This is a genomic window from Tessaracoccus luoxuelianae (assembly GCF_055326245.1).
Window position 1 is genome coordinate 393,483 of sequence record NZ_JBUZNO010000002.1, and the last position, 25,180, is coordinate 418,662.

The following is a 25,180-nucleotide window of genomic DNA, read 5'->3' on the forward strand; positions in this document are numbered from 1 at the left end:
GCCGCTTCGCGGGCGGCCCTCCTCAGGGAGCGGTGGGGACGGGCCACGCCGCTTCGCGGGCGGCCCTCCTCAGGGAGCGGTGGGGACGGTCCACGCCGCTTCGCGGGCGGCCCTCCTCAGGGAGCGGTGGGGACGGGCCACGCCGCTCCGCGGGCGGCCCTCCTCAGGGAGCGGGAGTAGACAGGCCACGCCGTACGCGGGCGGCCCTCCTCAGGGAGCGAGGAAGACCCGCCACGCCGGGCCGCGGCCGCGGACCGGTAGCCTTTCCGCCATGCGGACGCGTGCGGACATCAAGGCCTGGCTCACGGACATGGACGGCGTGCTGGTGCACGACGACCGGGCGCTGCCGGGCGCGCAGGAGCTCATCGACCACTGGGTGATGTCGGGCACACCGTTCCTGGTGCTCACCAACAACGCCACCTACACGCCGCGGGACCTCTCGGCGCGCCTCAGGGATTCGGGCCTCAACGTGCCGGAGGAGAGGATCTGGACCTCGGCCATGGCCACCGCCAAGTTCCTCGCCGAGCAGAAGCCCGGCGGGACCTGCTTCATGGTGGGGGAGGCAGGCCTGTCGACCGCCCTCCACGACGCCGGCATGGTCCTCTCCGACCGGGCCCCGGACTTCGTCGTCATCGGCGACACCCGCACCTACTCGTTCGAGGCCATCACCACCGCCATCCGGCTCATCGACGGCGGGGCGCGGTTCATCGCCACCAACCCCGACGCGACGGGGCCGACGCCCTCGGGGGTGGTCCCGGCCACCGGCGCGGTGGCGGCGCTGATCACCAAGGCCACCGGCCGCGAGCCCTACGTGGTGGGCAAGCCCAATCCGATGATGTTCCGCTCCGCGTTGAACAAGATCGGTGCCCACTCCGAGGAGACGGGCATGATCGGGGACCGGATGGACACTGATATCGTCGCGGGCATGGAGGCGGGCCTGCACACGGTGCTGGTGCTCACCGGCATCTCCACCACCTCCTCGATGACACAGTTCCCCTATCGCCCGGTGGAGATCCTCGACGGCGTCCACCAGATGCTGGCTGGGGCCACGCCGACCGACGATGGGGCCTGACGCGCCTCGGCGCGGTTATCCTTGCAGGCACCGCTATCCTGATCGATGGCTTACCCACGTACGGAGTGAAACGAACTATGGACCCCCTTATCCCCATGATGATCGCGCTGTTCGCGGTCATGTACTTCCTCATGATCCGCCCGCAGCAGAAGCGCGCCAAGCAGCACCAGGAGATGCAGTCAGGGCTCAGCGTCGGTGACCGCGTCCTCCTCACCTCGGGCATGTTCGGCACCGTCTCATATATCGGCGAGCGGCAGCTGATCGTCGAGCTCGCCCCCGGGGTCGAGGTCACGGTGCTGAAGGGCAACGTGGCGCGCAAGGTCCTGCCCGAGGACGAGGAGTTCGAATTCACCGATGAGGCCGTCGAGGGCGACGACGTCATCGGCGACGACGCGGACCTCACCCCGGCCCTGGCCGAGACACCCTCCGACGACGCGGCCACCCCCGTCGACAACGGTGCTTCAGCCGATGACACGTTCTTCCAGGATCGCACCGCGGAGCCGCGTGCGGAGGACACCAAGTAACGGTGGCCACCTCAGCGAAGAGGGGGCGCCCCGGCGTCGTCCTCACTGTCTTCCTGCTCATCATCGCGGGTCTCTACACCATCATGGCGGCCACCAACACGTGGACCCCGAAGCTCGGCCTTGACCTCAAGGGCGGGCAGACGATCACCCTGACGGCCACGAACGACGCAGTGCCCATGGAGTCGCTCGAGTTGGCCCGCGACATCATGCAGCAGCGCGTCGACGGCCTCGGTGTCGGTGAGGCCTCAGTGGTCATCCAGGGCGAGCGCAACATCGTTGTCTCGGCGCCCAACGTCGAGCGCGACGATCTGGTGAAGCTCGTGGGCGCCACCGCGCAACTTGCGTTCCGCCCCGTGCTCCAGGTGGCCGCGGGCACCGGCACGGACCCTTCGGCTTCCCCGGACCCGTCTGAGTCGCCACTGCCCGGACTCCCCACACCCGCCCCCAGCCCCACGCCCTCCCCATCGCCCGGCCCTGACGGCGAGCCGGTGGACCAGCTGCCCATCGCCGAGGTGCTCGCCTTCGAGCCCACGGAGGCCGAGTACCAGGCGTTCCTGGACTTCACGTGCGGCGACGAGGTGGCCGACGATCCGTTGACCTCGCAGGTGGCCTGCGACACCGACGGCCTGCGGAAGTTCCTCCTCGCCCCCGTCGCGGTGCGTGGTCAGGACCTGTCCACCGCCTCGTTCGGAATTCCGCAGGGCGAGTTGCAGTACGCGGTGACGCTCAGCTTCGACTCAGAGGGCACCGCCAGCATGTCTGAGCTGACCGGCGCCCTGGTGGGTGCGGCGGAGCCGCGCAACATGTTCGCGATCGTCCTCGACGGCAAGGTCGAGTCGGCGGCCACGGCCGAGAGCCGGATCACCAACGGTGATGCGATCATCCGCGGCGGGTTCACCGCGGAGTCGGCTGCCGGCCTGGCCAACGTGTTGAAGTACGGCTCCCTGCCGCTGTCCTTTGAGCCGTCGCAGGTGGAGACCGTCTCGGCCACGTTGGGCGGCGAGCAGCTCCGGGTCGGCATCATCGCCGGCATGCTCGGGCTCCTCGTGGTCATGCTCTACAGCTTCCTCTACTACCGGGGCATGGGCATCGTCGTCGTGCTCTCCCTCGCGGTGGCCGCGTCGGCCACCTACGCGATGATGGTGCTGCTGGGGTCGGTGATGGGCTTCGCGCTCAATCTCCCGGGCATCGCGGGTGCCATCGTCGGCATCGCCGTCACCGCAGACTCGTTCATCATCTACTTCGAGCGCATCCGCGACGAGATCCGGGAGGGGCGCAGCCTCAAGTCCGCCCTCTCGGCCGGCTGGGCGAAGGCGCGCGGCACCATCGTCATTTCCGACGCGGTCTCGCTCCTCTCCGCAGTGGTGCTGTTCGTCCTGGCCGTCGGCGCGGTGAAGGGCTTCGCGTTCACGCTCGCTCTCACCACGCTCATCGACCTGGCCGTGGTGTTCTTCTTCACCAAGCCAGTGGTCGAGCTGCTCAGCCGCACGAAGTTCTTCGGTGAGGGTCACAGGTGGTCCGGGCTCGACGCCCACCGCATGGGCGTCACCCGGGACTCCCTGCTCGGCCGCCGCAGCAAGCGCGCCACGGCCGCCAGCTCAACCGTCCCGCAGGAGGCCTGATGTCCACCAGGAAGCTCGGGATCGCCGAGCGGCTCTACACGGGCCAGACCAGTTACGACTTCATCAAGCACCGCCGCCTGTGGTTCATCGTGTCGGCGGTTGTCATCGGCGTCTCGCTGCTGCTGCTGGTGTGGCGCGGTCTCACCCTGGGCATCGAGTTCAGCGGGGGCACGGACTTCCAGGCCCCGATGAGCGTTCAACAGGGCACCGTCGACGAGGTCCGTGCGCAGATGGCCGACGTGGCCGTCGAGGACCTGGCCCCGCAGGTCTTCGCCCTCGGCGAGGACGCGATCCGCGTGCAGACCCGGGCACTCAGCCCAGACGAGACCAACACCGTTCGCGCAGAGGTTGCCCGCATCGCCGGCTCGACGGTCGACGACGTCACCTACAACGCCATCAGCGGCTCCTGGGGAGAGCAGATCACCCGCCAGGGCACCATCGCTCTGGTGGTGTTCATCGTGCTGGTGATGGCGCTGATCGCCGCCTACTTCCGGGACTGGAAGATGTCCGTGGCCGCGGTCGTAGCCGTCTTCCACGACCTGCTCGTCACCGTGGGCGTCTACGCGGCGGTGGGCTTCACCGTCACCCCGTCGACCGTGATCGGCGTACTGACCATCCTCGCGTACTCGCTGTACGACACCGTCGTGGTGTTCGACAAGATCCGCGAGAACGTCAAGGGCATCGAGCACACGAGCCACACGTACTCGGAGCAGGCGAACCTGGCCGTGAACCAGGTCCTGGTGCGCTCGCTCAACACCACCGTCATCGGCGTGCTGCCCGTCCTGGCCCTGTTCATCGCCGGCGCCACGCTGCAGAGCGGGCCCCTGGCTGATCTCGGCCTGGCGCTGCTCATCGGCATGATCGCCGGCGCCTACTCGTCGCTGTTCATCGCCATGCCCGTGCTGGCGTGGCTGCGGGAGCGCGAGCCGGCCATGGTCGAGCACCGTGAGCAGCTGGCCCGTCGCAAGGCCCGCGCCGCACAGCGCGCCGGCGCACACAAGCAGCCGCTGGACGCCGCGGCCGAACCGATGGCCCTCGTCGACGGCGAGGCATTCCTGGCCTCCGGCGTGCGTCAGCAGAGGCGCACCGGCGGGTCCCGTGCGGAGAGGAAGGGCAAGCGATGATCGTCAACGAGTCCGCCAAACGCCGCGAGCTGGTGGGCGGACTGATCTCCGACGTGCCGGACTTCCCGCGCCCCGGTGTGGTGTTCAAGGACATCACCCCGCTGCTCGCGTCCCCGCAGGGGTTCCAGGCGGCGGTGACCGAGCTCGTCACGACGGCGCCGCGCGGCATCGACGTGGTGGTGGGCATGGAAGCGCGAGGCTTCATCTTCGCCGCACCCGTCGCGCTGGCCCTGGGCGCCGGCTTCGTGCCCGTGCGCAAGCCCGGGAAGCTGCCCGGTGAGACGATCTCGGAGTCCTTCGAGCTGGAATACGGATTCGAAACCCTCTCGATGCACCGCGACGCCATCCGGCAGGGGGCGCGGGTGCTGGTGGTCGACGACGTCCTCGCCACCGGCGGCACCGTGGGGGCCACGGCCGCTCTGGTCAAGCAGATGGGTGCCGAGCTGGTGCACGTCAGCGTCCTGATGGAGCTGAGCTTCCTGGGGGGTCGCCAACGGCTCGCGGAGTTGGGGATCGACAATCTCACCGCAGTCCTGACAGTCTGAGCCATGGCCAAGTTGGAGCCCGGCGGACGGGGCGGGGTGCTGTCGCTGGTGAGCCTGCCGCGGATCACTTCCTCGCCGTTCAAGGAGCTCGCCCGGCGGGCACTCCTGGCGCTGCTGCTCCTGATGATCAGCACGATGATCGTGTGGCTGGACCGCGCGAGCTATGCCGACAACACCGCGGCCGACGGCGTGTCTCTGCTGGACGCGCTGTACTACTCCACTGTCACGCTGACGACCACGGGCTACGGTGACATCACCCCGGTTGCCGCGCACGCCCGCCTGATCAACGTGCTCGTGGTCACCCCGCTGCGCATCGGCTTCCTCGTCCTCCTCGTCGGCACCACCATCGAGGTGCTGACGAAGGAGGGGAGCCGGAGCATCAAAGACACGTTCTGGAGGAGGAAGATGCGCAACCACGTCGTCGTGATCGGCTACGGCACCAAGGGTCGCAGCGCCGTCAACACGCTGCGCCGCCACGGTGAGGCCGCGGAGAAGATCCTTGTCATCGACGCGCACGCCAGTGCTGTGGCTGACGCCAACTTCGACGGGCTGGCCGCGTTCCAGGGCGACGCCACCCGCCGTGAGCTGCTGCGCCGGGCCGAGATCAGCAAGGCCAAGCAGGTCATCATCTCCCTGGACCGCGACGACACAGCCATCCTGGCCACACTCACCGTCCGGCAGCTCAACCCCACCGCGGGTGTGGTCGTCGCGGTGCGCGAGCACGAGAACGTCCCGCTGGTGCGGCAGTCAGGTGCGTCGTCGGTGGTGACCAGCTCCGAGACCGTCGGTCGGCTCCTCGGGCTCTCGGCCATCGGTCCGGAGCTGGGGACCATCATGCAGGACATGCTCACCGGGGCCGAGGGCCTTGAGGTCCACCAGAGGCTGGCCGAGCCCCAGGAGGCCGGGCAGCCGCCGTCGTCCGTGCAGGGTGAACGCGTCATCGGCATCATCCGCAACGGGACCCTGCGCCGCTTCTACGATCAGACAGCCACGAAGATCGAGATCGGCGACGAGCTGATCGTCGTGCGTCGCGCGCAGCCACCGGCCAAGGATTCACACGGGCTGCTGTCGCGCCCCTATGACGAGTAGGCGGCTACGATTGGGCCCTAGCGGCGCGAAGGGAGGCGATCCATGTCAGAGGATTCGCTGACCGGCGTGTCCCGGCTGGTGACCGGCCCTGAGCAGCCGCGGTTGCGGATGCGGCACAGACTGGCCCGTCTGGGAGCGGTGCGCTCCAAGTCCGCGGTGTTGGACCCGCTTTTCAGGATCGTGAAGTCCAACCACCCCAAGGCGGATCTCGACGTGATCGAGCGCGCCTACCGGGTGGCCGATCAATGCCACGCGGGGCAGAAGCGCAAGTCGGGGGACCCCTACATCACCCACCCGCTGGCCGTCGCCACCATCCTGGCCGAGCTCGGGATGACCGAACCGGTGCTGGTGGCGGCGCTCCTTCACGACACCGTCGAGGACACGCCCTATTCCCTGGACCAGTTGCGGCTGGACTTCTCCGACGAGGTCGCGCGGATGGTCGACGGCGTGACGAAGCTGGACAAGCTGACCTACGGGGAGACGGCCAAGGCCGAGACGATCCGCAAGATGATCATGGCCACCTCCGAGGAGGTGCGGGTCCTGGTGATCAAGCTGGCGGACCGGCTGCACAACATGCGCACCATCGGTTTCCTGAGGCCGGACAAGCAGGTCCGGATCGCCACCGAGACCCTCAACATCTTCGCCCCGCTGGCCCACCGGCTGGGCATGAACACCATCAAGTGGGAGCTGGAGGACCTGTCGTTCTCCGTCATCGAGCCCAAGGTCTACTCGGAGATCGTGGACATGGTGGCCCAGCAGGCCCCGTACCGGGAGCGGTACCTGAGGGAACTGATCGCCGAGTTCCAGAACCTGCTCAGCGAGGCGAAGATCACCGCCACCGTCTACGGCCGGCCCAAGCACTACTACTCGATCTATCAGAAGATGATGGTCCGCGGCCGTGACTTCAAGGAGATCTACGATCTCATCGGGCTGCGCGTCCTCGTCCAGGACACCGCCACCTGCTACGCGGTGCTGGGGGTGGCGCATGCGGCGTGGAAGCCCATCCCCGGCCGGTTCAAGGACTACATCGCCGGGCCGAAGTTCAACCTGTACCAGTCGCTCCACACCACCGTGCTGGGCGCCAACAACGAGCCAGTCGAGCTGCAGATCCGCACCCACGAGATGCACCGTCGTGCCGAGTACGGCGTCGCGGCGCACTGGAAGTACAAGGCGGACCTCCGCGAGGGCGTCACGCCTGAGGAGGCCGGCCTGCGCGCCATGCACCAGCTTGGCGTGATGTCGAAGGAGACCGAGGACCCCAGCGAGTTCCTCGACTCGGTGATGTTCGAGATCAACTCCGACGAGATCTACGTCTTCACGCCCAAGGGCGAGGTGATCGCCCTGCCGCTGGGTGCCACGCCCGTGGACTTCGCGTTCGCCGTCCACACCGAGGTGGGCTACCGGTGCATCGGCGCGCGCGTCAACGGCCGGCTGGTCGCGCTCAGCACACGGCTGGCCCAGGGCGACAAGGTAGAGATCCTCACCTCGAAGGCCGAGGGTGCGGGCCCGAGCCGTGACTGGCTTGGCTTCGTCGTCTCCAGCCGCGCCCGGCAGAAGATCAAGGCGCACTTCTCGCGCGAGCGCCGCGACGTGGCGATCGAGCAGGGCAAGGATGCGCTGGCCAAGGACCTGCGCCGCACCGGCATCCCGATGCAGCGCCTCCTGACGCTGGAGAACCTGACGGCCGTGGCCAACGAGCTGGGCCTCAAGGACGTTCCCAACCTGTACGCGGCCATCGGGGAGGGGCACCTCGGCTCCCAGGGCGTGGTGGAAAAGCTCATCGTGCTGCACGGTGGCGAGGAGGAGACCGTAGACACGGTCACCGAGGACGTCGTGGTGCGGCAGCGCAGACGCCCGGTGCGCGACGGCGCGCACATCCTGGTCGACGGCGACAGCTCGGTTGCCGCGAAGTTCGCCAAGTGCTGCTATCCGTTGCCCGGGGACGAGATCATCGGATTCGTCACCCGCAGCGAGGGGGTCTCCGTGCACCGCGCGGACTGTTCCAACGTGCCTGCGCTGATGAAGGAGCCGGAGCGCATCGTCGACGTTGCGTGGTCCGGCCACGAGCAGGGTGCGAGTTTCCTGGTGACCATCCAGATCGAGGGAATCGACAGGGCACGTCTCCTGTCAGACGTCTCGTCGGTGCTGTCCGAGCAGCACGTCGACATCCTCGCGGTCAACATCACCACCAATAAGCAGCGCCAGTTCAGCGGCCGGATGACGTTTGAATCGGCAGATCCGACGCACCTGCAGCATGTGATCCGTCAGGTGCGCCGGGTCCCGGGTGTCTACGACGTGTATCGGGTGGCCGGTTAGCCCGTGAAGTCCGCGAGGGTCTCGCGGGCCTGCTCCAGCCAGCTCTGGTACGTCTCGATGGACTGCTTGGCGTCCTTGGCCCGCTTCGCGTCACCCTTGGACTCGGCCGCGGCCAGGTCCTTCTCGAGCTTGGCGATCTGCGCCTCGAACATGGCGACGGTGTCCTGGGCTCGCCTGCGCGCCTCCGGATCCGTCCGGCGCCACTCGTCGGCCTCCATCGTGGCCATCTTGTCCCCGAGCGCACGCACCCGGGCGTCCAGGTCGCGCATCGCGTTCCGCGGCACGTGACCGAGCAGGTTGAGCTTGGCCAGGAAGTCCCGGTGGATGGTCTTGGCGGCCTCCACGTCCGTGACACCCTCCAGGTCCTTCTCCGCCTGCTCGACCAACGCCAACCGGGCCGCGAGATTCTCCGCCTGCTCGCCGTCGACGGCGCTCTGCGCCGCCGTGCGCGCGTCGAAGAAGGAGTCCTGGATGGCGCGGAACTTCGCCCAGAGGGCGTCGTCCTCGGCGCGGCGGGCGCTCCCGGCTGCCTTCCAGCGCTGCATCAGGTCGCGGAACGCGGCCGACGTGGCGCCCCAGTCTGTCGAGGCGGCCAGCGGCTCGGCCTCGGCGATGATGGCCTCCTTGGCCTCCTTCGCCCCGTCGCGGCGCTGGTTCAGCTCACCGAAGTGGGTCTTGCGTCGGCGCGTGTACTGCGTGCGGGCGGAGGAGAAGCGGTGCCACAGCTCGTTGTCCGTGGCGCGGTCCACACGGGGGAGGGCCTTCCACTCCTCGAGCAGCACGCGGAACCTGTCCACGCCGCCGCGCCAGTCGTCACCCTCAGCCAGCTTCTCGGCCTCCTCGACCATGGCCTCCTTGGCGGCCACCGTGACGGAGTTCTGCTCCGCACGCTGCGCCTTCCTGGCCTCGATCTGGGCCGGGAGCACCTCCAGCAGGGCGTCGAGGCGGCGGATCAGGGCCTCCAGATTCCCGACGGCGTTGGCCCCGGTCACGTTCGTGCGTGCGGTGCCGATCGCGGAGCGCGCCTCCTCCGGAGACATGGCCTGGGCGGCCACCCTCGATTCGAGGAGGCCCACCTCCGCGGCCAGATTCTGGAAGCGCCGAACGTAGAACGCCATGGCTTCATCAGGGGTGGAGTCGGGGATCTGCCCGACACTTCGTTCGGTGTCACCCACGCGGACGTAGACCGTGCCGTCGGCATCGACACGGCCAAAATCGGAGGGCGCTTGCGATTCGCTCATGGGCCCAATCTAGCCGTATAGGGTGTCGTCGTGCTCATCCAGCCCATCCAGGTGTCGCCCTGGCAGTCCAACTGTTATCTCGTCTCGCCGCACGAGGACACGGCGGAGTGCATCATCGTCGATCCGGGCATCACGGCGGCCGAGCCGGTGCTGGCGGCAGTGGCCGAACGTGGGCTGAGTCCGGTGGCGCTGGTGGCCACCCACGGCCATCTGGACCACGTGGGAGACGCGCACCTCCTGGCGTCCCACTGGAGCATTCCTCTGTACCTGGCGAAGGCCGATCAGCACCTGCTGGTACGGCCAGGCGACGGCCTCGGTGCCCAGGGGGGTCAGCTCATGCGTCAGCTCACCGGCTCGGACACGCTGCCGCCCGTGGCCGACGTGCGTGACTTCGAGGGCCCGATCACGCTGGCGCGGATCCTGGTGACACCGTTCCCGGCCCCCGGCCACACGTCGGGCTCCACCCTCCTGGAGTTCACGTCCGCGCGCACCTCCGTGGTGTTCACCGGCGACGTGCTGTTCGCGGGCACGATCGGGCGCACCGACCTGCCCGGCGGTAGCATGTCGGAGATGCGCGAGTCGCTTCGGCGCATCGCCACGCACTTCCCGGCCGAGACGCCGCTGCTGCCCGGCCACGGCCAGCCCACCAGCATCGGCCAGGAGCTCAACTCGAACCCCTTCCTGCAGCCGAACCCCTTGTGAGGAACCCTGTGTCCCGCCCCAAGCCGCTCAGCGGTTACCCCGAGTTCCTCCCCTCCGGACGGATCATCGAGAACCGCGTCCTCGACGTCGTGACCAGCACCTTCGAACTGCACGGCTTCGCGCCCATCGAGACCCGCGCCGTCGAACCGCTGGCGCAGCTGGCCCGCAAGGGAGAGATCGAGAAGGAGATCTACGTGGTACGCCGGCTCCACGCCGAGGCCGGCGACGCCGACGAGTTGGGCCTGCACTTCGATCTCACCGTCCCCTTCGCGCGCTACGTGCTGGAGAATGCCGGCCACCTGGCGTTCCCGTTCCGCCGCTACCAGGTTCAGAAGGTGTGGCGCGGGGAGCGCCCGCAGGAGGGCCGGTACCGCGAGTTCACACAGGCGGACATCGACATCGTGGGGCAGGACGCGCTCGCGGCGCACCACGACGTCGAGATCCCGCTGGTGGCCGTCGACGTCTTCGAGAAGCTGCACCGAGACCTCGGCCTCCCGCCGGTCTCCCTCCACGTCAACAACCGGAAGCTCTCCGAGGGCTTCTACCTGGGCCTGGGGATCGAGGACACCGCTGCCGTGCTGCAGCGGGTGGACAAGTACGACAAGATCGGGCCTGCGGCCGTCGCGGAGCTGCTGACGGCCGAGGTGGGTCTCTCCGAGGCCCAGGCCCGCGCCTGCGTCGCCCTGGCGGGCATCTCCGCCAGCGACGAGTCCTTCGTCGACGATGTGCGCGCCCTCGGCGTGACGCACGAGCTCCTGGAGGTCGGCCTGGAGGAGCTCTCCGCCCTTGTCCGTGTGGCGCGCCGGTCCGTGCCCGACCGCGTCGTCGCGGACCTCAAGATCGCCCGCGGGCTGGACTACTACACCGGCACCGTCTACGAGACGTTCCTGGTGGGCTCCGAGAGGCTCGGCTCCGTCGCCTCCGGCGGCCGCTACGACTCGCTCGCCAGCGACGGGAAGGTGACCTTCCCCGGCGTCGGCTACTCCTTCGGCATCACCCGCATCCTCGTCCCGCTGATCGGCAAGGGACGGCTCGTCTCCTCGCGCAGCGTGCCGAGCGCGGTCCTGGTGGCCGTCGACGACGAGGAGTCGCGTGAGCGGGCCATCGCGGTCGCGGCGCTGCTGAGGTCGCGGGGGATCGCGGTGGAGGTCGCCCCGAAGGCGGACAAGTTCGGCAAGCAGATCCGCTTCGCCGAGCGCAGGGGCATCCCGTTCGTGTGGTTCGGCGCCGGCTACGAGGACTCCGTCAAGGACATCCGCACCGGCGCACAGGTGGCCGCCTCGCCGGACACGTGGCAGCCACCCCTGGCGGACCTCCGGCCCTCAGTCGGGGCCCCGGAGGACTGAACCGGGCCTCACCAGGTACCGGGCCCGGGCGGCGAGCCGTTACGATGTCGGGGCCAGCTGCACTGTCTATGCAGCGCAACGAGAGGAATACCGTGATCCGCACCCACGACGCCGGGGCGCTCCGCGCCGGGCACGCAGGAAACCAGGTCGTACTCGCCGGGTGGGTGGCCAAGCGCCGCGACCACGGCGGTCTGGCCTTCATCGACCTGCGCGACGCCTCCGGGCGCGTCCAGGTGGTCATCCGCGACGAACTCCTCGAGGCCACCGGCGCCCATGACCTGCGCAATGAGTACTGCATCAAGGTCACCGGCGTCGTCGAGGTCCGCCCCGAGGGAAACAACAACCCAGACCTCCCCACCGGTGAGATCGAGGTGGCCATCACCGAGCTCGAGGTGCTCAACACCTCCGCAGCGCTGCCGTTCCAGATCGACGAGCGGGTCACTGTCGGGGAGGAGGCCCGGCTGAAGTACCGCTACCTGGACCTGCGCCGGCCCGCCCCGGGTGCCGCCATCCGGTTGCGCTCCGAGGTCAACAAGGCCGCTCGGCGCGTCCTGGGAGAGCGGGACTTCGTCGAGATCGAGACCCCCACGCTCACCCGGTCCACCCCCGAGGGCGCCCGCGACTTCATCGTCCCCGCCCGCCTGGCGCCCGGATCCTGGTACGCGCTCCCGCAGTCCCCCCAGCTCTTCAAGCAGTTGCTCATGGTGGCGGGCATGGAGCGCTACTACCAGATCGCGCGCTGCTACCGCGACGAGGACTTCCGCGCCGACCGCCAGCCGGAATTCACCCAGCTCGACGTCGAGATGAGCTTCGTGGACCAGGACGACGTGATCGAGCTGGGTGAGGCACTCATCAGGGAGATCTGGGCGCTGATCGGGGCGGAGCTGGAGACTCCGTTCCCACGGATCACCTACCTGGACTCCATGGACCGGTACGGCTCCGACAAGCCGGACCTCCGCTTCGACCTCGAGCTCACGGAGCTCACCCAGTACTTCGCCGACACCACCTTCCGCGTGTTCCAGGCCCCCTACGTGGGCGCCATCGTGATGCCCGGCGGCGGCTCGCAGCCCCGCCGCACCTTCGACGCCTGGCAGGAATGGGCCAAGCAGCGCGGCGCCAAGGGCCTGGCCTACGTCACCCTCGACGAGAACGGCGAGCTGGGCGGCCCCGTCGCGAAGAACCTCTCCGACGCGGAGCGCGCCGGGCTCGCGGAGAAGACCGGCGCCAAGCCGGGGGACTGCATCTTCTTCGCCGCCGGCGCCCGGGCCGCATCCCAGGCGCTGCTCGGTGCAGCCCGCAACGAGATCGGCGAGCGCTGCGGACTCATCGACGCGGATGCCTGGAGCTTCCTGTGGGTGGTTGACGCGCCGCTGTTCAAGCCAACCTCCGATGCGAAGGCAGAGGGTGATGTCGCGGTGGGTGAGGGTGCCTGGACGGCCGTCCACCACGCCTTCACCTCCCCCAAGCCGGAGCACCTGGACACGTTCGACACCGCTCCCGGCGAGGCGTTGGCCTACGCATACGACATTGTGTGCAACGGCAACGAGATCGGCGGAGGGTCGATCCGTATCCATCGCCGTGACGTGCAGGAGCGCGTGTTCAAGGTGATGGGCATCGGCGCCGAGGAGGCCCAGGAGAAGTTCGGCTTCCTCCTCGACGCCTTCCAGTTCGGTGCGCCGCCGCACGGTGGAATCGCGTTCGGCTGGGACCGGATCGTCGCCCTGCTGAGCAGGTCCGACTCGATCCGTGACGTCATCGCGTTCCCGAAGAGCGGCGGCGGCTTCGACCCGCTGACCCAGGCGCCGGCCCCGATCTCCGTGCAGCAGCGCAAGGAAGCGGGAGTCGACGCGAAGCCCGAGGCGAAGGGCGTCACTGCCTGACAGCGACGCTCCGGTGCGCGGACCGCGAGTCGATGCCCGGGCGGCCGCGGTCGACGCAGCGCCCCTGGGGTCTTTGACCACCCAAACCGTCTCGGGCTCGGTCTTTCGATGCGCGGAGTCGAAAGCCGATGCCCGGGCGGCCGCGATCGACGGATCTTGCTGCTGCTCTGGCCTCGCGGGGCTCGGGTGGTTGAGGCCGCCCGGGCATCGGCTTGCGCCTCCCCGCACTGGTTCGGCGGTGGCGCGGCCCGGTCCGGGTGCGCCTCGTCAGGGCGGCCCTGGCGCAAGTTCGTCCAAGCGGGACGCCAGTTGGGCGATCGTCGGGCTGGGCATCACTGCGCCGAGCCGCCCCCACGAGTCGCGCCCTCATCTGCGGCTCTCCCGCGGGTTGAGCCGGGCCGAGCCGCGAAGCGGCGCAGCCCGCGTCGACTTGGGTTGAGCCGGGCCGAGCCGCGAAGCGGCGCAGCCCGCGTCGACTTGGGTTGAGCCGGGTCGAGCCGCGAAGCGGCGCAGCCCGCGTCGAAACCGACGCAAGCGTGTAGCAGGACCCAGTGGGGTTTCAGGACAGCCGGCGTGACCCGTCGGGAATCCGGTCAGCCGCCGAGGATGTTGGGGACGCTGCGCGGGCGAAGGACGAGCCACAGCGCGGAGGTGGCCAGCAGCGCGCAGATCAGGATCCCCATGCCCATCGGCACGGCGCTGGTCATCGCGAACAGCCCGATCAGCGGGCCCACCGTCGACCCGACCACCTGAGTGACGGCACCCATCAGGGAGGCCGCAGTCCCGGAGTGCTGGCGATGGTGGTGCAGCAGGAGGATCTGCCCACAGGGCGCGGACAGGCCGAACCCGAACGTCAGGATCCACAGCGCGGGCACCAGGGGCACGAAGCCGACGTTCGCGGCGTCAACCACCAGCACCGCGACACCCGACGTCACCATCAACGACGTGGCCAGGACCAGCACCCACTGCGGACCCCAGCGCTGCGCCAGCCGGCTGCCGAGTTGGACGCCGACGAAGACGCCGAAGGAGCAGATCGCGAAGACCGTGCCGAAGCCTCTCGGGGAGAGGCCGTACACCTCCTGCAGGAGCACCGACGAGCTGGCCACGTAGGAGAACAGCGCGCCGAAGGAGAATGCCGCCACGAGGATGGCTCCCAGCGCCATCCGGTCGGCGAACACCGCCCGGAAGGCCAGGCCGACCGGCTTCAGCCCACCGCGGGCCCGCTCCGACGGCGGCCGCGTCTCCACCGTCATCACGACGATGAGCACGATCACGACGGAGCCGTAAGCCGCGAGCCCCCAGAACACTCCCCGCCAGTCCGTGAAGCTGACCATCCAGGAGCCGACGATGGGCGCGACGATCGGCGCAAGGCCGGAGATCAGGGCAAGTCTCGACAGCATCACCACGAGCGGGCGCCCGCTGAACAGGTCGCGTGCCATCGCCATCGCCACCACCGCGCCACCCGCCGCGCCCACGCCCTGCAGCAGCCGCATGGCCGTGAGGAACTCGATGCTGGGAGCCACCGCCACCAGCACGGAGGACACCACGTGCAGGATCGAGCAGACGATGAGAGGGAGTCGCCGGCCCAGTCGGTCACTGAGGGGGCCGACCAGCAGCTGCCCGGTGGCGAACCCCAGCGTGGTGGCCGACAGGGTCAGCTGGACCTGCGCGTCGGAGATCCCGAGGTCAGTTTTGAGCGCCGGGAAGGCGGGGAGATAGAGGTCGATGGTGAACGGACCGAGGCCCGTCAGCATGCCGAGGGTGACGATGATCGCTACGCGACGACGTCGCGAGAATGTGTTGCCGAGGTGGGAAGCCACAACGGATCATCCTAGGATGGTTTGGGATTCAAACAAACTCGGCCGGGCTAGAGTGGCGGGCGATGAGCTTCGACCTTTTCGGCAATCCGGACCCCACCCCGCCCACGCGGGGCGGCTCGCTGAGCGACGCCACCAACCCGCAGGCGCCGCTCGCCGTGCGGCTGCGGCCACGGACCCTGGACGAGATCGTCGGGCAGCAGCAGCTCCTCGCTGCGGGCTCGCCGCTGAGGCGGCTGGCCGACGGGCAGCCGATGTCGGTGTTCCTGTGGGGGCCCCCAGGGGTGGGGAAGACGACCATCGCCTCGGTGGTCTCTCAGGCCACGAACCGCCGCTTCGTCGAACTGTCCGCCGTCACCGCAGGCGTCAAGGAGGTCCGCGCCGAGCTGGAGACCGCCCGCCGGGAGCTGGCCCGTGGGCACGCCACGGTGCTGTTCGTCGACGAGGTGCACCGCTTCTCCAAGGCGCAACAGGACGTGCTGTTGCCGGCGGTGGAGAACCGGCTGGTCACCCTGATCGCCGCCACCACTGAGAACCCCTCGTTCTCGGTCATCTCGCCGCTGCTGTCGCGTTCGCTGCTGCTGCGGCTGCAGCCACTCACCGCCGCAGACCTGGGCGCGTTGCTCGATCGGGCGTTGACCGACGAGCGCGGGCTCCGTCGCGCCTCGGGGGAGCCGTTCGTGTTGACCGGCGAGGGCAGGGACCTCATCCTCCGGCTCTCCGGCGGTGACGCGCGGCGCGCGTTGACCTACCTGGAGGAGTCCGCCGCGGCCGCTGTCGCCCTGGGACGAGAGGAGATCGACGAGGCCGCCGTCGAGTCCTCCGCGGACAGGGCGGCCGTGCGCTACGACCGCGACGGGGACCAGCACTACGACATCATCTCGGCGTTCATCAAGTCCATCAGGGGCTCGGACGTCGACGCGGCGCTGCACTACCTGGCGCGCATGCTGGAGGCCGGCGAGGATCCCCGGTTCATCGCGAGGCGGCTGATGATCTCCGCCTCCGAGGACATCGGCATGGCCGCCTCTGGGGTGCTGCAGATGTGCGTGGCGGCCGCCCAGTCCGTGCAGCTGCTGGGGATGCCGGAGGCTCGGATCACGCTGGCGCACGCCACGGTCGCGGCGGCCACCGCGCCGAAGTCCAACGCGGCCTATCTCGCTCTCGACGAGGCCATCGCAGACGTCAGGCGCGGCAAGGGCGGGCTCGTCCCCGCCCACCTCCGCGACGCCCACTACGCCGGCGCGGAGAAGCTGGGCCACGGCCAGGGCTACCGCTACCCGCACGACTTCCCGCACGGCGTCGTCGCCCAGGCCTACCTGCCCGAGGACCTTGAGGGAACCGAGTACTACCGGCCCACGGCCCACGGCCAGGAGGCCGCCATCGCTGAGCGCGTCTCGCTGCTGCGCGGGCTGCTGGCGGGAGAGCCGTCGGCTAGAGTTACGCCGTCCGTAGATCCAAGGAGGACAGGACCATGACCGTTGGAGACATCGCCGCTCTGATCGCCGCGATCGCGCTGTGCGTGCTGGTGGCACTGTTGGCCGTGCCGCTGCTCAAGCTGAGCCGCGTGCTGGACGAGGCGCGCCTGACGGTGCGCGACGTCGGCCACAACTCGGTGCCCATCCTGCAGGAGCTCAAGGGCACCGTCGTGGCCACCAACGAGGAGCTCGCCAAGCTCAGCCTGGTGACCGACGACGTGAGCAAGGCCTCCGGTCACGCCACGGTGGTCACCGAGAACGCCGCCCAGATGTCCACCCTGTTCGCGGCCACCCTCGGCGGCCCGCTCGTCAAGACAGCTGCCTTCAGCTACGGCATCCGCAAGGCCTTCCAGGGACGGAAGAAGAAATGAGCCGCCTGTTCTGGATCATCGTCGGCGCCGGGCTGGCCGTCTTCCTGATGCTCCGCGGCAAAGAACTGCTCCATCGGCTGACCCCCAAGGGCGTCCAGGAGCAGGTCGTCGAAAAGGGTCACGAAGCCGCAGCAAGCTTCGGTGACTTCATGGGGACATTCCGCACCGCCATGTCCCAGCGCGAGGCCGAGCTCCGCCACGAGCTCAACATCCCCGCCACCACCCACTGACCACTCAAGGGACCCCTCAATGAAGACCTCCGAGATCCGGAGCCGTTTCGTCGACTTCTTCGCCGCGAACGGCCACACGGTGGTGCCCAGCGCGTCGCTGCTCTACAACGACCCCACGCTGCTGTTCGTCAACGCAGGCATGGTTCCCTTCAAGCCGTACTTCCTCGGGGACGAGCCTGCACCGTTCAAGCGGGCCGTGTCGTCGCAGAAGTGCGTCCGGACGCTGGACATCGACGAGGTGGGCAAGACCACCCGACACGGCACGTTCTTCCAGATGCTGGGCAACTTCGCGTTCGGCGACTACTTCAAGGAAGGCGCCATCAACTACGCCTGGGAGCTGGTCACAGGTTCCGAGGCCGACGGCTGCTGGGGCTTCGACCCGGACAAGGTGTGGGTGACCGCGCTCTACGGCGATCAGGAGACCATCGACCTCTGGCAGCAGGTGGGCGTGCCCCGCGAGCACATCCAGGAGCGTGGCCTGAAGGACAACTACTGGCACATGGGCGTCCCCGGCCCCGGTGGGCCCTGCTCCGAGATCTACATCGATCGCGGACCGGCCTTCGGCGCCGACGGCGGGCCCGAGGCGGACGAGGACCGCTTCCTCGAGATCTGGAATCTCGTCTTCCAGCAGGAGGAGCTCTCCGCGGTGCGCAAGAAGGACGACTTCGACGTCCTCCGGCCCCTGCCCAGCCAGAACATCGACACCGGCTCCGGCCTTGAGCGCGTCGCCCTCCTCAAGCAGGGGGTGGCCAACATGTACGAGATCGACGAGGTGTTCCCGGTCATCGCCAAGGCCGCCGAGCTCTCCGGGCGCGCTTACGGCGCGGACCCGGCAGACGACGTGCGCTTCCGCGTGGTGGCGGACCACGTGCGGTCCTCCCTCATGTTGATGACCGACGGCGTCACCCCCGGCAACGAGGCGCGCGGCTACGTGCTTCGCCGCCTGCTGCGCCGGGTGATCCGCTCCATGCGCCTCCTCGGCGTCGGCGATCCAGTGTTGGGTGAGCTGCTGCCGGTGTCGCGGGATCTCATGCGCGTCTCCTACCCCGAAATCGACGAGAACTGGACCCGCGTGTCCCAGGCCGCGGCAGCGGAGGAGGAGTCCTTCCGCCGCACCCTCCAAGCCGGCACGGTCATGTTCGACACGGCGGTCGCCGAGGCCAAGGGACGCGCGGCGTCGTCGCTGGCCGGGCCCCAGGCGTTCCAGCTGCACGACACCTACGGCTTCCCGATCGATCTGACCATGGAGATGGCCTCCGAACAGGGCCTGAGCGTGGACCGGGCGAAGTTCGACGAGCTCATGAAGGAGCAGAAGGAGCGCGCTCGGGCCGACGCGAAGGCCAAGAAGGGCGCGGCCACCTCCATGGACGCGTACCGGGCGCAGCGCGACCGCGGCGAGGTACCGTTCCTCGGCTACACAGACCTCGACGTCTCCACCCGCATCCGCGGCATCATCGCGGGCGGGACCGCAGCTGACAGAGCCCTCGACGGCACCACCGTCGAGATCGTGCTCGAGGAGACCCCCTTCTACGCTGAGGCCGGAGGCCAGGACGCGGACCGCGGCACCATCGTCGGGGAGGGCTTCACACTGGAGGTCCTCGACGTCCAGAAGCCCGTGCCCGGGTTGACGGTGCACCGCGTGGAGGTCTTCGGGGAACTCACCCTCGGCTCCGCCGCGGACGCGCGGGTCGACGCCGCAGCCAGGCACGGCGCCAGCCAGGCCCACACGGCCACCCACATCGTGCACGCGGCGCTGCGGGAGCTGGTCGGCCCCACCGCCACCCAGGCCGGGTCCTACAACAAGCCCGGCTACATGCGCTTCGACTTCTCCTCGGCCAAGGGGCTCTCCGAGCAGCTGAAGTCCGAGGTGGAGGCCCGCGCCAACCAGGCCATCGCGGACAACTTCGCCGTCACAGCGCAGCAGATGCCGCTGGAGCAGGCCAAGGCGCTGGGCGCCATGGCCATGTTCGGCGAGAAGTACCCCCCGATGGTGCGCATGGTGGAGCTCTCCGGCCCATGGTCGCGTGAGCTGTGCGGCGGCACCCACGTGGCCACCACAGCCGAGATCGGCGTGCTCAACCTCCTCACCGAGTCCTCGATCGGCTCGGGTGTCCGGCGGGTGGAGGCCCTGGTGGCCCACGACGCGTTCGCGAAGTTCGCGGCCGAGCGGGCGCTGGTCTCGCAGCTGACCGACACCCTGCGGGTTCAGCCTGACCAGCTCGTCGGGAGGGTGGAGCGCCTCGTCGCCCAGCTGAAGGAGGCGGAGAAGCACATCGCCGCTCTCAACTCGGAGCGCCTGCTTGCCACCGCGTCGTCGCTGGCCGAGCGCGTGCAGGACGTCGCCGGCGTGCGGTTCCTCGGACTCGAGGTGCCCGGTGTCGCGGGCGCGGACCTGCGCACCCTGACGCTGGACCTGCGCGAACGCCTGGGTTCGGCCGCCGCGGTGGTGGCGCTCGTGGGCGGGACTGACAAGCCGAGCGCCATCGTCGCCACCAACGACGCGGCGCGCGGACTCGGGCTGCGGGCCGGCCAGCTGATCGGAGTCGCGTGCGCGGCGCTGGGCGGTAAGGGCGGCGGCAAGGACGACCTCGCCCAGGGCGGCGGCACGAACCCGTCGGCGGCCCCCGAGGCGATCGCCGCTGTGCGGCGAGCCCTGGAGACGCGTGCCTGAGGGCGCCAGGCTGGGCATCGACTGGGGCAAGGCACGGATCGGTGTGGCGGCCAGCAACCGGCGCACCTCCTTCGCCTATCCCGTCGAGACGGTCGTCGCCGGTCCCGACGAGTTGCGCAGGCTCGCGGCCCTGATCGCCGAGCACGACGCCGACGTTGTCTACATCGGGCTTCCGCTGACGCTCGCCGGGACTCACGCCCTGGCCGCCGAGTACGTCTCGGCGAAGGCAGCAGCCTTGGCCGCGGCGGTCTCTCCCATCCCGGTGCTGCTCGTCGACGAGCGGATGAGCACGGTGTCGGCATCACGTAGTCTGGGGAGCGCGGGCCGCCGGGCCAAGCACCAGCGCAGCGTGATCGATCAGGCCGCGGCCGTCGAGATCCTCCAGAGGGCCATCGACGCCGAGGAGCGCCAGGGGGCACCGGTCGGGGAGCCCGCGCTGGAGGAGGAATCGTGAGCCCACGTTTGGTCGACAACGACAGCGCGCTGAACTGGCGCAAGATCGGTTACTACGGCCGCAGCGCGTTCGCCGTGCTGCTGTCGCTCGCGGTCCTGGTGGGCGGCGGCTGGTTCGTCTACGACAAGGTCAACGACGCCTACATCGCCTGGCGCACCGAGGACGACTACCTCGGCGAGGGCCTGGAGCCGGTGCAGGTCGTCATCCCCAGCGGTGCCACCATCACCCAGATCGGCGACCTCCTGGTGGAGGCGGACGTGGTGAAGTCCACCCGCACCTTCCGGCAGGTGGCCCAGCGCAGCGGCGAGTCGAACCAGCTGCAGGCAGGCCGCTTCAACCTGAAGACGCAGCTGCCTGCCCAGACCGCGTTCGACATGCTGCTGGATCCAGCCAACCAGCAGCGCCTGATGGTGACGCTGCCGGAGGGAACCACGACCCTCGAACAGATCTCCTACATCACCGAGAAGACGGGGCTCACCGCGGAAGAGCTCACCGCGGCGGCCACGGACACCAGCGCCTTCCCGCTCCCTGCCTATGCCGCTGGAAGGCTGGAGGGTTTCCTCTTCCCCTCGACCTACGCGGTGCAGGAGCCACCTCAGGCGGCGGCCATCCTCGCCAGTCAGGTGAAGCAGTTCAACGTCATCGCCGAGGCGATCAGCCTGGAGGGACGCGCTGCCGAGATGGCGGTGGAACCCCTCAGCGTGGTGACCATCGCCTCGATCATCGCCAGCGAGGTCAACCAGGCTGAGGATCAGCCGAAGGTGGCGGCCGTCATCTACAACCGCCTGGAGCAGGGAATGCCGCTTCAGATGGACTCCACCGTCCATTACGCGGTGGGGAAGTCCGGCCGGGTCACCACCACGGCCGAGGACCGGGCCACCGAGTCGCCCTACAACACCTACCTCAACACCGGCCTCCCGCCGGGACCGATCAGCAACCCTGGCCAGACGGCTTTGGAGGCGGCGCTGGCCCCGGCAGACATCGCCTCCCTGTTCTTCGTGACGGTGGACCTGGACACGGGCGAGACCCGCTTCGCGGACACGCTCGAGGAGCACAACGCCAACGTCGCGCTCTTCCAGGCGTGGTGTCAGGCCAACACGGGCCGATGCTGAGGAGACGCTGCGGGGTGATCGGGGATCCGGCCGGGCACTCGCTCTCGCCGGCCATCCACCGCGCCGGCTATGAAGCGAACTCACTGGTGTGGGCCTACGAGGCCTACAGCGTTCCCCCCGCGGAGCTTGACGGCTTCGTCCGGGCGCGGATCCAGGATCCGGTCTGGGCGGGCCTGAGCGTGACCGCCCCGCACAAGGAGGCCATCCTCGCCTTCGGGGAGGCCGACGAGCCCACCCGGCTGCTGGGCGCGGGCAACACGATCGTTTTCGGCGGCGAGGGTGCGCGGGTGTTCAACACCGACGTGCCCGGCTTCGTCCGCGCGTGGCGTGCGCATGGGCTGGACTCGCCCACCACGGCAGCCATCCTCGGCAACGGCGCCACCGCCCGCTCGATCCTCCTGGCGCTGGCCGGGCTCGGCATCCGGGAGGTGCGGATCCTGGCCAGACGCCCGGAGCGCGCCGCCGGGATCCTGGAACTGGCTGCCACCCTGGGGGTCTTCGCCGAGGTACACGGCCTGGACGAGGCCCCCGTCGATGTGGATCTGCTCGCCAACACCATCCCCGCCGCCGCCACGAGGCCGCACGCCCCCGCCCTGGCCGGGGCGGCGAAGGTGATTTTCGACGCTGTCTACGACCCATGGCCGACGCCCCTGGGTGAGGCGGCCGCCACGGCAGGACGCGTCGCGTTGAACGGTCTGGACCTGTTGGCGGGTCAGGCGGTGGACCAGTTCTTCCTCCTGACCGGCGCCCGCGTGAGCTTCGAGGCGTGCCGGTCCGCCGCCGAGCAGGAACTGAGGCGCCGCGCCGGTCTCTGACACAATGGCGCGCATGCTTCGTTACCTCACCGCCGGCGAGTCCCACGGCCAAGCGCTCATCGCGACCATGGAGGGCATCCCCGCCCACGTGCGCGTGGGCGTCGACGAGATCTCCACGAACCTGGCCCGCCGCCGGCTCGGAGTGGGCCGGGGTGCCCGGATGAAGTTCGAGGCGGACGAGGTGACCCTCCTGGGAGGCTTCCGCCACGGGGAGACGATGGGCTCACCGATCGCCATCATGGTCGGCAACACCGAGTGGCCCAAGTGGCAGCAGGTGATGGCCCCCGGTGAGGTGGACGCCGACGAACTCGCGGCCCTGGCCCGCAACGCCCCGCTCACCCGGCCCCGCCCCGGGCACGCGGACCTCGCGGGCATGCAGAAGTACGACTTCGACGAGGCCCGGCCCATCCTCGAACGCGCCTCCGCCCGGGAGACTGCGGCGCGGGTGGCGCTCGGCACCGTCGCCCAGGCCTTCCTGCGCCAGGCGCTGGGCATCGAGGTGCTGAGCCACGTCGTCGAACTCGGCCCCGTCCGGGCCACCCGTGCCGACCTGCCCACCGCATCGGATCTGGCCGCGATCGACGCGGACCCCACGCGCTGCTTCGACCCGGAGGCCGCCCAGGCGATGCTGGCGGAGGTGGAGGCGTGCCACCGCGACGGCGACACCCTCGGCGGCGTGGTGGAGGTGGTGGCCTGGGGGCTGCCCCCAGGCCTGGGCTCGCACTCCCAGGGAGACCGCCGCCTCGACGCGCGCCTCGCCGGCGCGCTGATGGGCATCCAGGCCATCAAGGGAGTCGAGCTGGGAGACGGCTTCGGCCTGGCGCGCCGCCGGGGCTCGGCCGCCCACGACGAGATCCTGCCGGGCGCGGACGGAATCCAGCGAGCCACCCACCACTCCGGCGGCACGGAGGGCGGCATGTCCACCGGCGAGGTGCTGCGGGTGCGGGCCGCCATGAAGCCCATCGCCACCGTGCCCAGGGCCCTGCGCACCATCGACACCTCCACCGGCGAGGCCGCCGCCGCGCACCACCAGCGCTCCGACGTCTGCGCCGTCCCCGCGGCGGGGGTGGTCGCCGAGGCGATGGTGGCACTGGTCCTCGCCGAGGCGGTGCTGGAGAAGTTCGGCGGAGACTCGGTGGGTGAGACCCGCCGCAACGCCGACGGCTACCTGGCCGATGTCGCGGCGCGCGGGCTCAGGATCGACCGATGACCATCGTGCTCATCGGCGCACCCGGCGCCGGCAAGTCCACGGTTGGTCGACGCCTGGCCAAGAAGCTCGGGAAGACCTTCGTCGACGTGGACCAGCGCATCGAGGAGGTCGTGGGCAAGCCCGTGGCGGAGATCTTCGCCGACGAGGGCGAGGCGCACTTCCGTGCGCTCGAGCAGGACGCCACCCTTGAGCTGCTCCAGACCTACGACGTGATCGCGCTGGGCGGGGGAGCGGTGATGAACCCGGCCATCCGCCAGGCACTCGACGGGCACGACGTGATCTGGCTCAAGGTCTCCATCGGCCAGGCCACCAGGCGCGTGGGCATGAACACGGTCCGGCCGCTCCTTCTCGGCAACGTGCGCGGCAGGTTGATCGAGCTGCTGCGCGAGCGCACCCCCGTCTACGAGGCGCTCGCCACCCAGATCCTCGACACCGACGGCCGCGGAAGCTCCGAGCTGGCAGACACCCTGGCCGCGGAGCGGGGTGCCCCGTGAGCGTCCGCGTCGATTCCGCGCTGGGCCCCTACGACGTGCACATCGAACGCGGCGCCGTCGACCGGCTGCCAGGCCTGCTACGCGACGCGGACCGCGTGGCTCTGATCCACGCACCGTCCGTCTCCGCCACCGCCCGGGACATCGCGCTCCGCCTCGAGGTTCCGGTCACCCTGATCGAGGTCCCGGACGCGGAGCGGGCCAAGACACCCGAAGTACTGGCCAGATGCTGGGACGCGGTGGCTGCGGCCGGACTCACCCGCAACGACCTCATCGTCGGAGTGGGCGGCGGCACCACCACGGACCTGGCGGGATTCGTCGCCGCCACCTGGCTGCGCGGCGTGGCCTACGTGAGCGTGCCGACGACCGTGCTGGCGATGGTGGACGCCGCCGTCGGCGGGAAGACCGGGATCAACCTCGGTGCGGGTAAGAACCTTGTGGGGTCCTTCTACGAGCCGCGCGCCGTTCTGTGCGACCTGGCCCTGCTGGACACCCTCCCCTCCCGCGACGTCCGGGCCGGCCTCGCCGAAGTGGTCAAGTGTGGCTTCATCGCCGATGCCCGCATCCTGGAGCTCGCCTCCGAGGACCTGGCCGACAGCGCCGACGTCGCCGGCGCGCGCTTCGCCGAGCTGGTGGAGCGCGCGGTCGCGGTGAAGGCCACCGTCGTGGCCGTCGACTTCCGCGAGGCCACCTCGACGGGGGCCCGCGTCGGCCGGGAGGCGCTCAACTACGGCCACACCCTCGGGCACGCCATCGAGGCGCACGCGCACTTCTCCTGGCGGCACGGCGACGCGATCAGCGTGGGCATGGCGTGGGTGGGGCGGGTGTCGCGGGAGATCCTCGGCCTGCCCGCGGAGGCCGTGGGCCTGCACGACGAGCTGCTCGGCGGCCTCGGCCTCCCGCTGCGCTACCAGCCCGACGCCTACCCGAGGCTGCGCGAGCTGATGAGCCTCGACAAGAAGGCCCGGGGCTCGCGGCTCCGCCTGGTGGGCCTGGAGGCGCTGGGCAGTCCCAGGATCATCGACGACCCGCCCGAGGACGTGCTCAGCGCCGCCTACCGCGAGCTCGGCTGA

22 protein-coding genes are annotated in these 25,180 nt (G+C 69.7%); 20 read left to right on the top strand and 2 right to left on the bottom strand.

The annotated features are described in order from the left end of the window. Positions 1-271: 271 nt before the first annotated feature. The 7 genes from ACZK39_RS04485 to ACZK39_RS04515 all read left to right on the top strand — a co-directional run bounded on the left by ACZK39_RS04485 (position 272) and on the right by ACZK39_RS04515 (position 8,292). Positions 272-1,072, top strand: coding sequence for an HAD-IIA family hydrolase (locus ACZK39_RS04485; RefSeq protein ID WP_463612637.1), 801 nt, complete (start codon positions 272-274; stop codon positions 1,070-1,072). 77 nt (positions 1,073-1,149) lie between these two features. After that, the gene (yajC, locus tag ACZK39_RS04490; protein WP_463612638.1) at positions 1,150-1,596 is read left to right on the top strand and encodes a preprotein translocase subunit YajC; all 447 of its coding nucleotides are present in this window, start codon (positions 1,150-1,152) and stop codon (positions 1,594-1,596) included. Between the two features lie 2 nt (positions 1,597-1,598). Next, a complete protein-coding gene (gene secD, locus ACZK39_RS04495; protein ID WP_463612639.1) occupies positions 1,599-3,218 on the top strand; it encodes a protein translocase subunit SecD in 1,620 nt (539 codons plus the stop codon). Beyond that, a complete protein-coding gene (gene secF / locus ACZK39_RS04500; RefSeq protein WP_463612640.1) occupies positions 3,218-4,342 on the top strand; it encodes a protein translocase subunit SecF in 1,125 nt (374 codons plus the stop codon). The genes secD and secF overlap by 1 nt, the downstream gene beginning before the upstream one ends. Further along, positions 4,339-4,887 (top strand): adenine phosphoribosyltransferase, encoded by a 549-nt coding sequence (locus ACZK39_RS04505; RefSeq protein ID WP_463612641.1) that lies wholly within the window; start codon positions 4,339-4,341, stop codon positions 4,885-4,887. The genes secF and ACZK39_RS04505 overlap by 4 nt, the downstream gene beginning before the upstream one ends. Before the next feature lie 3 nt (positions 4,888-4,890). After that, on the top strand, positions 4,891-5,976 hold the full coding sequence (locus ACZK39_RS04510; RefSeq protein ID WP_463612642.1) for a potassium channel family protein: 1,086 nt from the start codon (positions 4,891-4,893) through the stop codon (positions 5,974-5,976). Between the two features lie 42 nt (positions 5,977-6,018). After that, positions 6,019-8,292: a RelA/SpoT family protein gene (locus tag ACZK39_RS04515; protein ID WP_463612643.1), complete on the top strand. Its 2,274-nt coding sequence runs from the start codon at positions 6,019-6,021 to the stop codon at positions 8,290-8,292. Here ACZK39_RS04515 and ACZK39_RS04520 read toward each other — a convergent pair. Next, positions 8,289-9,533, bottom strand: a complete 1,245-nt coding sequence (locus tag ACZK39_RS04520; RefSeq protein ID WP_463612644.1) for a DUF349 domain-containing protein — start codon at positions 9,531-9,533, stop codon at positions 8,289-8,291. The genes ACZK39_RS04515 and ACZK39_RS04520 overlap by 4 nt on opposite strands. A 30-nt stretch (positions 9,534-9,563) precedes the next feature. Here ACZK39_RS04520 and ACZK39_RS04525 point away from each other — a divergent pair, with 30 nt between their 5' ends. The 3 genes from ACZK39_RS04525 to aspS all read left to right on the top strand — a co-directional run bounded on the left by ACZK39_RS04525 (position 9,564) and on the right by aspS (position 13,461). Beyond that, the gene (locus tag ACZK39_RS04525; protein WP_459054459.1) at positions 9,564-10,235 is read left to right on the top strand and encodes an MBL fold metallo-hydrolase; all 672 of its coding nucleotides are present in this window, start codon (positions 9,564-9,566) and stop codon (positions 10,233-10,235) included. An 8-nt stretch (positions 10,236-10,243) separates the two neighbouring features. Continuing rightward, the gene (gene hisS, locus ACZK39_RS04530) at positions 10,244-11,581 is read left to right on the top strand and encodes a histidine--tRNA ligase (protein WP_463612645.1); all 1,338 of its coding nucleotides are present in this window, start codon (positions 10,244-10,246) and stop codon (positions 11,579-11,581) included. Positions 11,582-11,673: 92 nt separating this feature from the next. Then, positions 11,674-13,461 carry an aspartate--tRNA ligase gene (gene aspS / locus ACZK39_RS04535; protein ID WP_463612646.1) on the top strand — a complete coding sequence of 596 codons (1,788 nt, stop codon included), beginning with the start codon at positions 11,674-11,676 and terminating at the stop codon, positions 13,459-13,461. Positions 13,462-14,054: 593 nt separating this feature from the next. Here aspS and ACZK39_RS04540 read toward each other — a convergent pair. Beyond that, on the bottom strand, positions 14,055-15,281 hold the full coding sequence (locus ACZK39_RS04540; protein ID WP_463612647.1) for a multidrug effflux MFS transporter: 1,227 nt from the start codon (positions 15,279-15,281) through the stop codon (positions 14,055-14,057). A gap of 62 nt (positions 15,282-15,343) precedes the next feature. On the opposite strand from ACZK39_RS04540, the gene ACZK39_RS04545 reads away from it, so the two are divergent. The 10 genes from ACZK39_RS04545 to aroB are packed head-to-tail and all read left to right on the top strand — an operon-like array spanning position 15,344 to position 25,180. Further along, positions 15,344-16,753, top strand: a complete 1,410-nt coding sequence (locus tag ACZK39_RS04545) for a replication-associated recombination protein A (RefSeq protein WP_463612648.1) — start codon at positions 15,344-15,346, stop codon at positions 16,751-16,753. Next, positions 16,750-17,124, top strand: coding sequence for a DUF948 domain-containing protein (locus tag ACZK39_RS04550; protein WP_182782693.1), 375 nt, complete (start codon positions 16,750-16,752; stop codon positions 17,122-17,124). The genes ACZK39_RS04545 and ACZK39_RS04550 overlap by 4 nt, the downstream gene beginning before the upstream one ends. After that, positions 17,121-17,354 (top strand): twin-arginine translocase TatA/TatE family subunit, encoded by a 234-nt coding sequence (locus ACZK39_RS04555; protein ID WP_182782694.1) that lies wholly within the window; start codon positions 17,121-17,123, stop codon positions 17,352-17,354. The genes ACZK39_RS04550 and ACZK39_RS04555 overlap by 4 nt, the downstream gene beginning before the upstream one ends. Before the next feature lie 19 nt (positions 17,355-17,373). Beyond that, positions 17,374-20,025 carry an alanine--tRNA ligase gene (alaS, locus tag ACZK39_RS04560; protein WP_463612649.1) on the top strand — a complete coding sequence of 884 codons (2,652 nt, stop codon included), beginning with the start codon at positions 17,374-17,376 and terminating at the stop codon, positions 20,023-20,025. Next, positions 20,018-20,479: a Holliday junction resolvase RuvX gene (ruvX, locus tag ACZK39_RS04565; protein ID WP_459054453.1), complete on the top strand. Its 462-nt coding sequence runs from the start codon at positions 20,018-20,020 to the stop codon at positions 20,477-20,479. The genes alaS and ruvX overlap by 8 nt, the downstream gene beginning before the upstream one ends. Beyond that, positions 20,476-21,591, top strand: coding sequence for an endolytic transglycosylase MltG (mltG, locus tag ACZK39_RS04570; protein WP_182782697.1), 1,116 nt, complete (start codon positions 20,476-20,478; stop codon positions 21,589-21,591). The genes ruvX and mltG overlap by 4 nt, the downstream gene beginning before the upstream one ends. Next, positions 21,585-22,406: a shikimate dehydrogenase family protein gene (locus ACZK39_RS04575; RefSeq protein ID WP_182782698.1), complete on the top strand. Its 822-nt coding sequence runs from the start codon at positions 21,585-21,587 to the stop codon at positions 22,404-22,406. The genes mltG and ACZK39_RS04575 overlap by 7 nt, the downstream gene beginning before the upstream one ends. 13 nt (positions 22,407-22,419) lie before the next feature. Next, positions 22,420-23,616, top strand: coding sequence for a chorismate synthase (gene aroC / locus ACZK39_RS04580; protein ID WP_182799911.1), 1,197 nt, complete (start codon positions 22,420-22,422; stop codon positions 23,614-23,616). Beyond that, positions 23,613-24,110, top strand: a complete 498-nt coding sequence (locus ACZK39_RS04585) for a shikimate kinase (protein ID WP_182782700.1) — start codon at positions 23,613-23,615, stop codon at positions 24,108-24,110. Before aroC ends, ACZK39_RS04585 begins: the two co-directional genes overlap by 4 nt. Continuing rightward, positions 24,107-25,180 carry a 3-dehydroquinate synthase gene (gene aroB / locus ACZK39_RS04590; protein ID WP_182782701.1) on the top strand — a complete coding sequence of 358 codons (1,074 nt, stop codon included), beginning with the start codon at positions 24,107-24,109 and terminating at the stop codon, positions 25,178-25,180. The genes ACZK39_RS04585 and aroB overlap by 4 nt, the downstream gene beginning before the upstream one ends.

Bases quoted from the DNA above. Each gene is read 5' to 3' on its own strand.
- ACZK39_RS04510 (WP_463612642.1), top strand. From the start codon at position 4,891: ATGGCCAAGTTGGAGCCCGGCGGACGGGGCGGGGTGCTGTCGCTGGTG.
- ACZK39_RS04520 (WP_463612644.1), bottom strand. From the start codon at position 9,533: ATGAGCGAATCGCAAGCGCCCTCCGATTTTGGCCGTGTCGATGCCGAC.
- yajC (WP_463612638.1), top strand. From the start codon at position 1,150: ATGGACCCCCTTATCCCCATGATGATCGCGCTGTTCGCGGTCATGTAC.
- ACZK39_RS04585 (WP_182782700.1), top strand. From the start codon at position 23,613: ATGACCATCGTGCTCATCGGCGCACCCGGCGCCGGCAAGTCCACGGTT.
- secF (WP_463612640.1), top strand. From the start codon at position 3,218: ATGTCCACCAGGAAGCTCGGGATCGCCGAGCGGCTCTACACGGGCCAG.
- ACZK39_RS04515 (WP_463612643.1), top strand. From the start codon at position 6,019: ATGTCAGAGGATTCGCTGACCGGCGTGTCCCGGCTGGTGACCGGCCCT.
- alaS (WP_463612649.1), top strand. From the start codon at position 17,374: ATGAAGACCTCCGAGATCCGGAGCCGTTTCGTCGACTTCTTCGCCGCG.
- ACZK39_RS04550 (WP_182782693.1), top strand. From the start codon at position 16,750: ATGACCGTTGGAGACATCGCCGCTCTGATCGCCGCGATCGCGCTGTGC.
- ACZK39_RS04505 (WP_463612641.1), top strand. From the start codon at position 4,339: ATGATCGTCAACGAGTCCGCCAAACGCCGCGAGCTGGTGGGCGGACTG.
- ACZK39_RS04555 (WP_182782694.1), top strand. From the start codon at position 17,121: ATGAGCCGCCTGTTCTGGATCATCGTCGGCGCCGGGCTGGCCGTCTTC.
- ACZK39_RS04575 (WP_182782698.1), top strand. From the start codon at position 21,585: ATGCTGAGGAGACGCTGCGGGGTGATCGGGGATCCGGCCGGGCACTCG.
- ACZK39_RS04545 (WP_463612648.1), top strand. From the start codon at position 15,344: ATGAGCTTCGACCTTTTCGGCAATCCGGACCCCACCCCGCCCACGCGG.
- aroC (WP_182799911.1), top strand. From the start codon at position 22,420: ATGCTTCGTTACCTCACCGCCGGCGAGTCCCACGGCCAAGCGCTCATC.
- ACZK39_RS04485 (WP_463612637.1), top strand. From the start codon at position 272: ATGCGGACGCGTGCGGACATCAAGGCCTGGCTCACGGACATGGACGGC.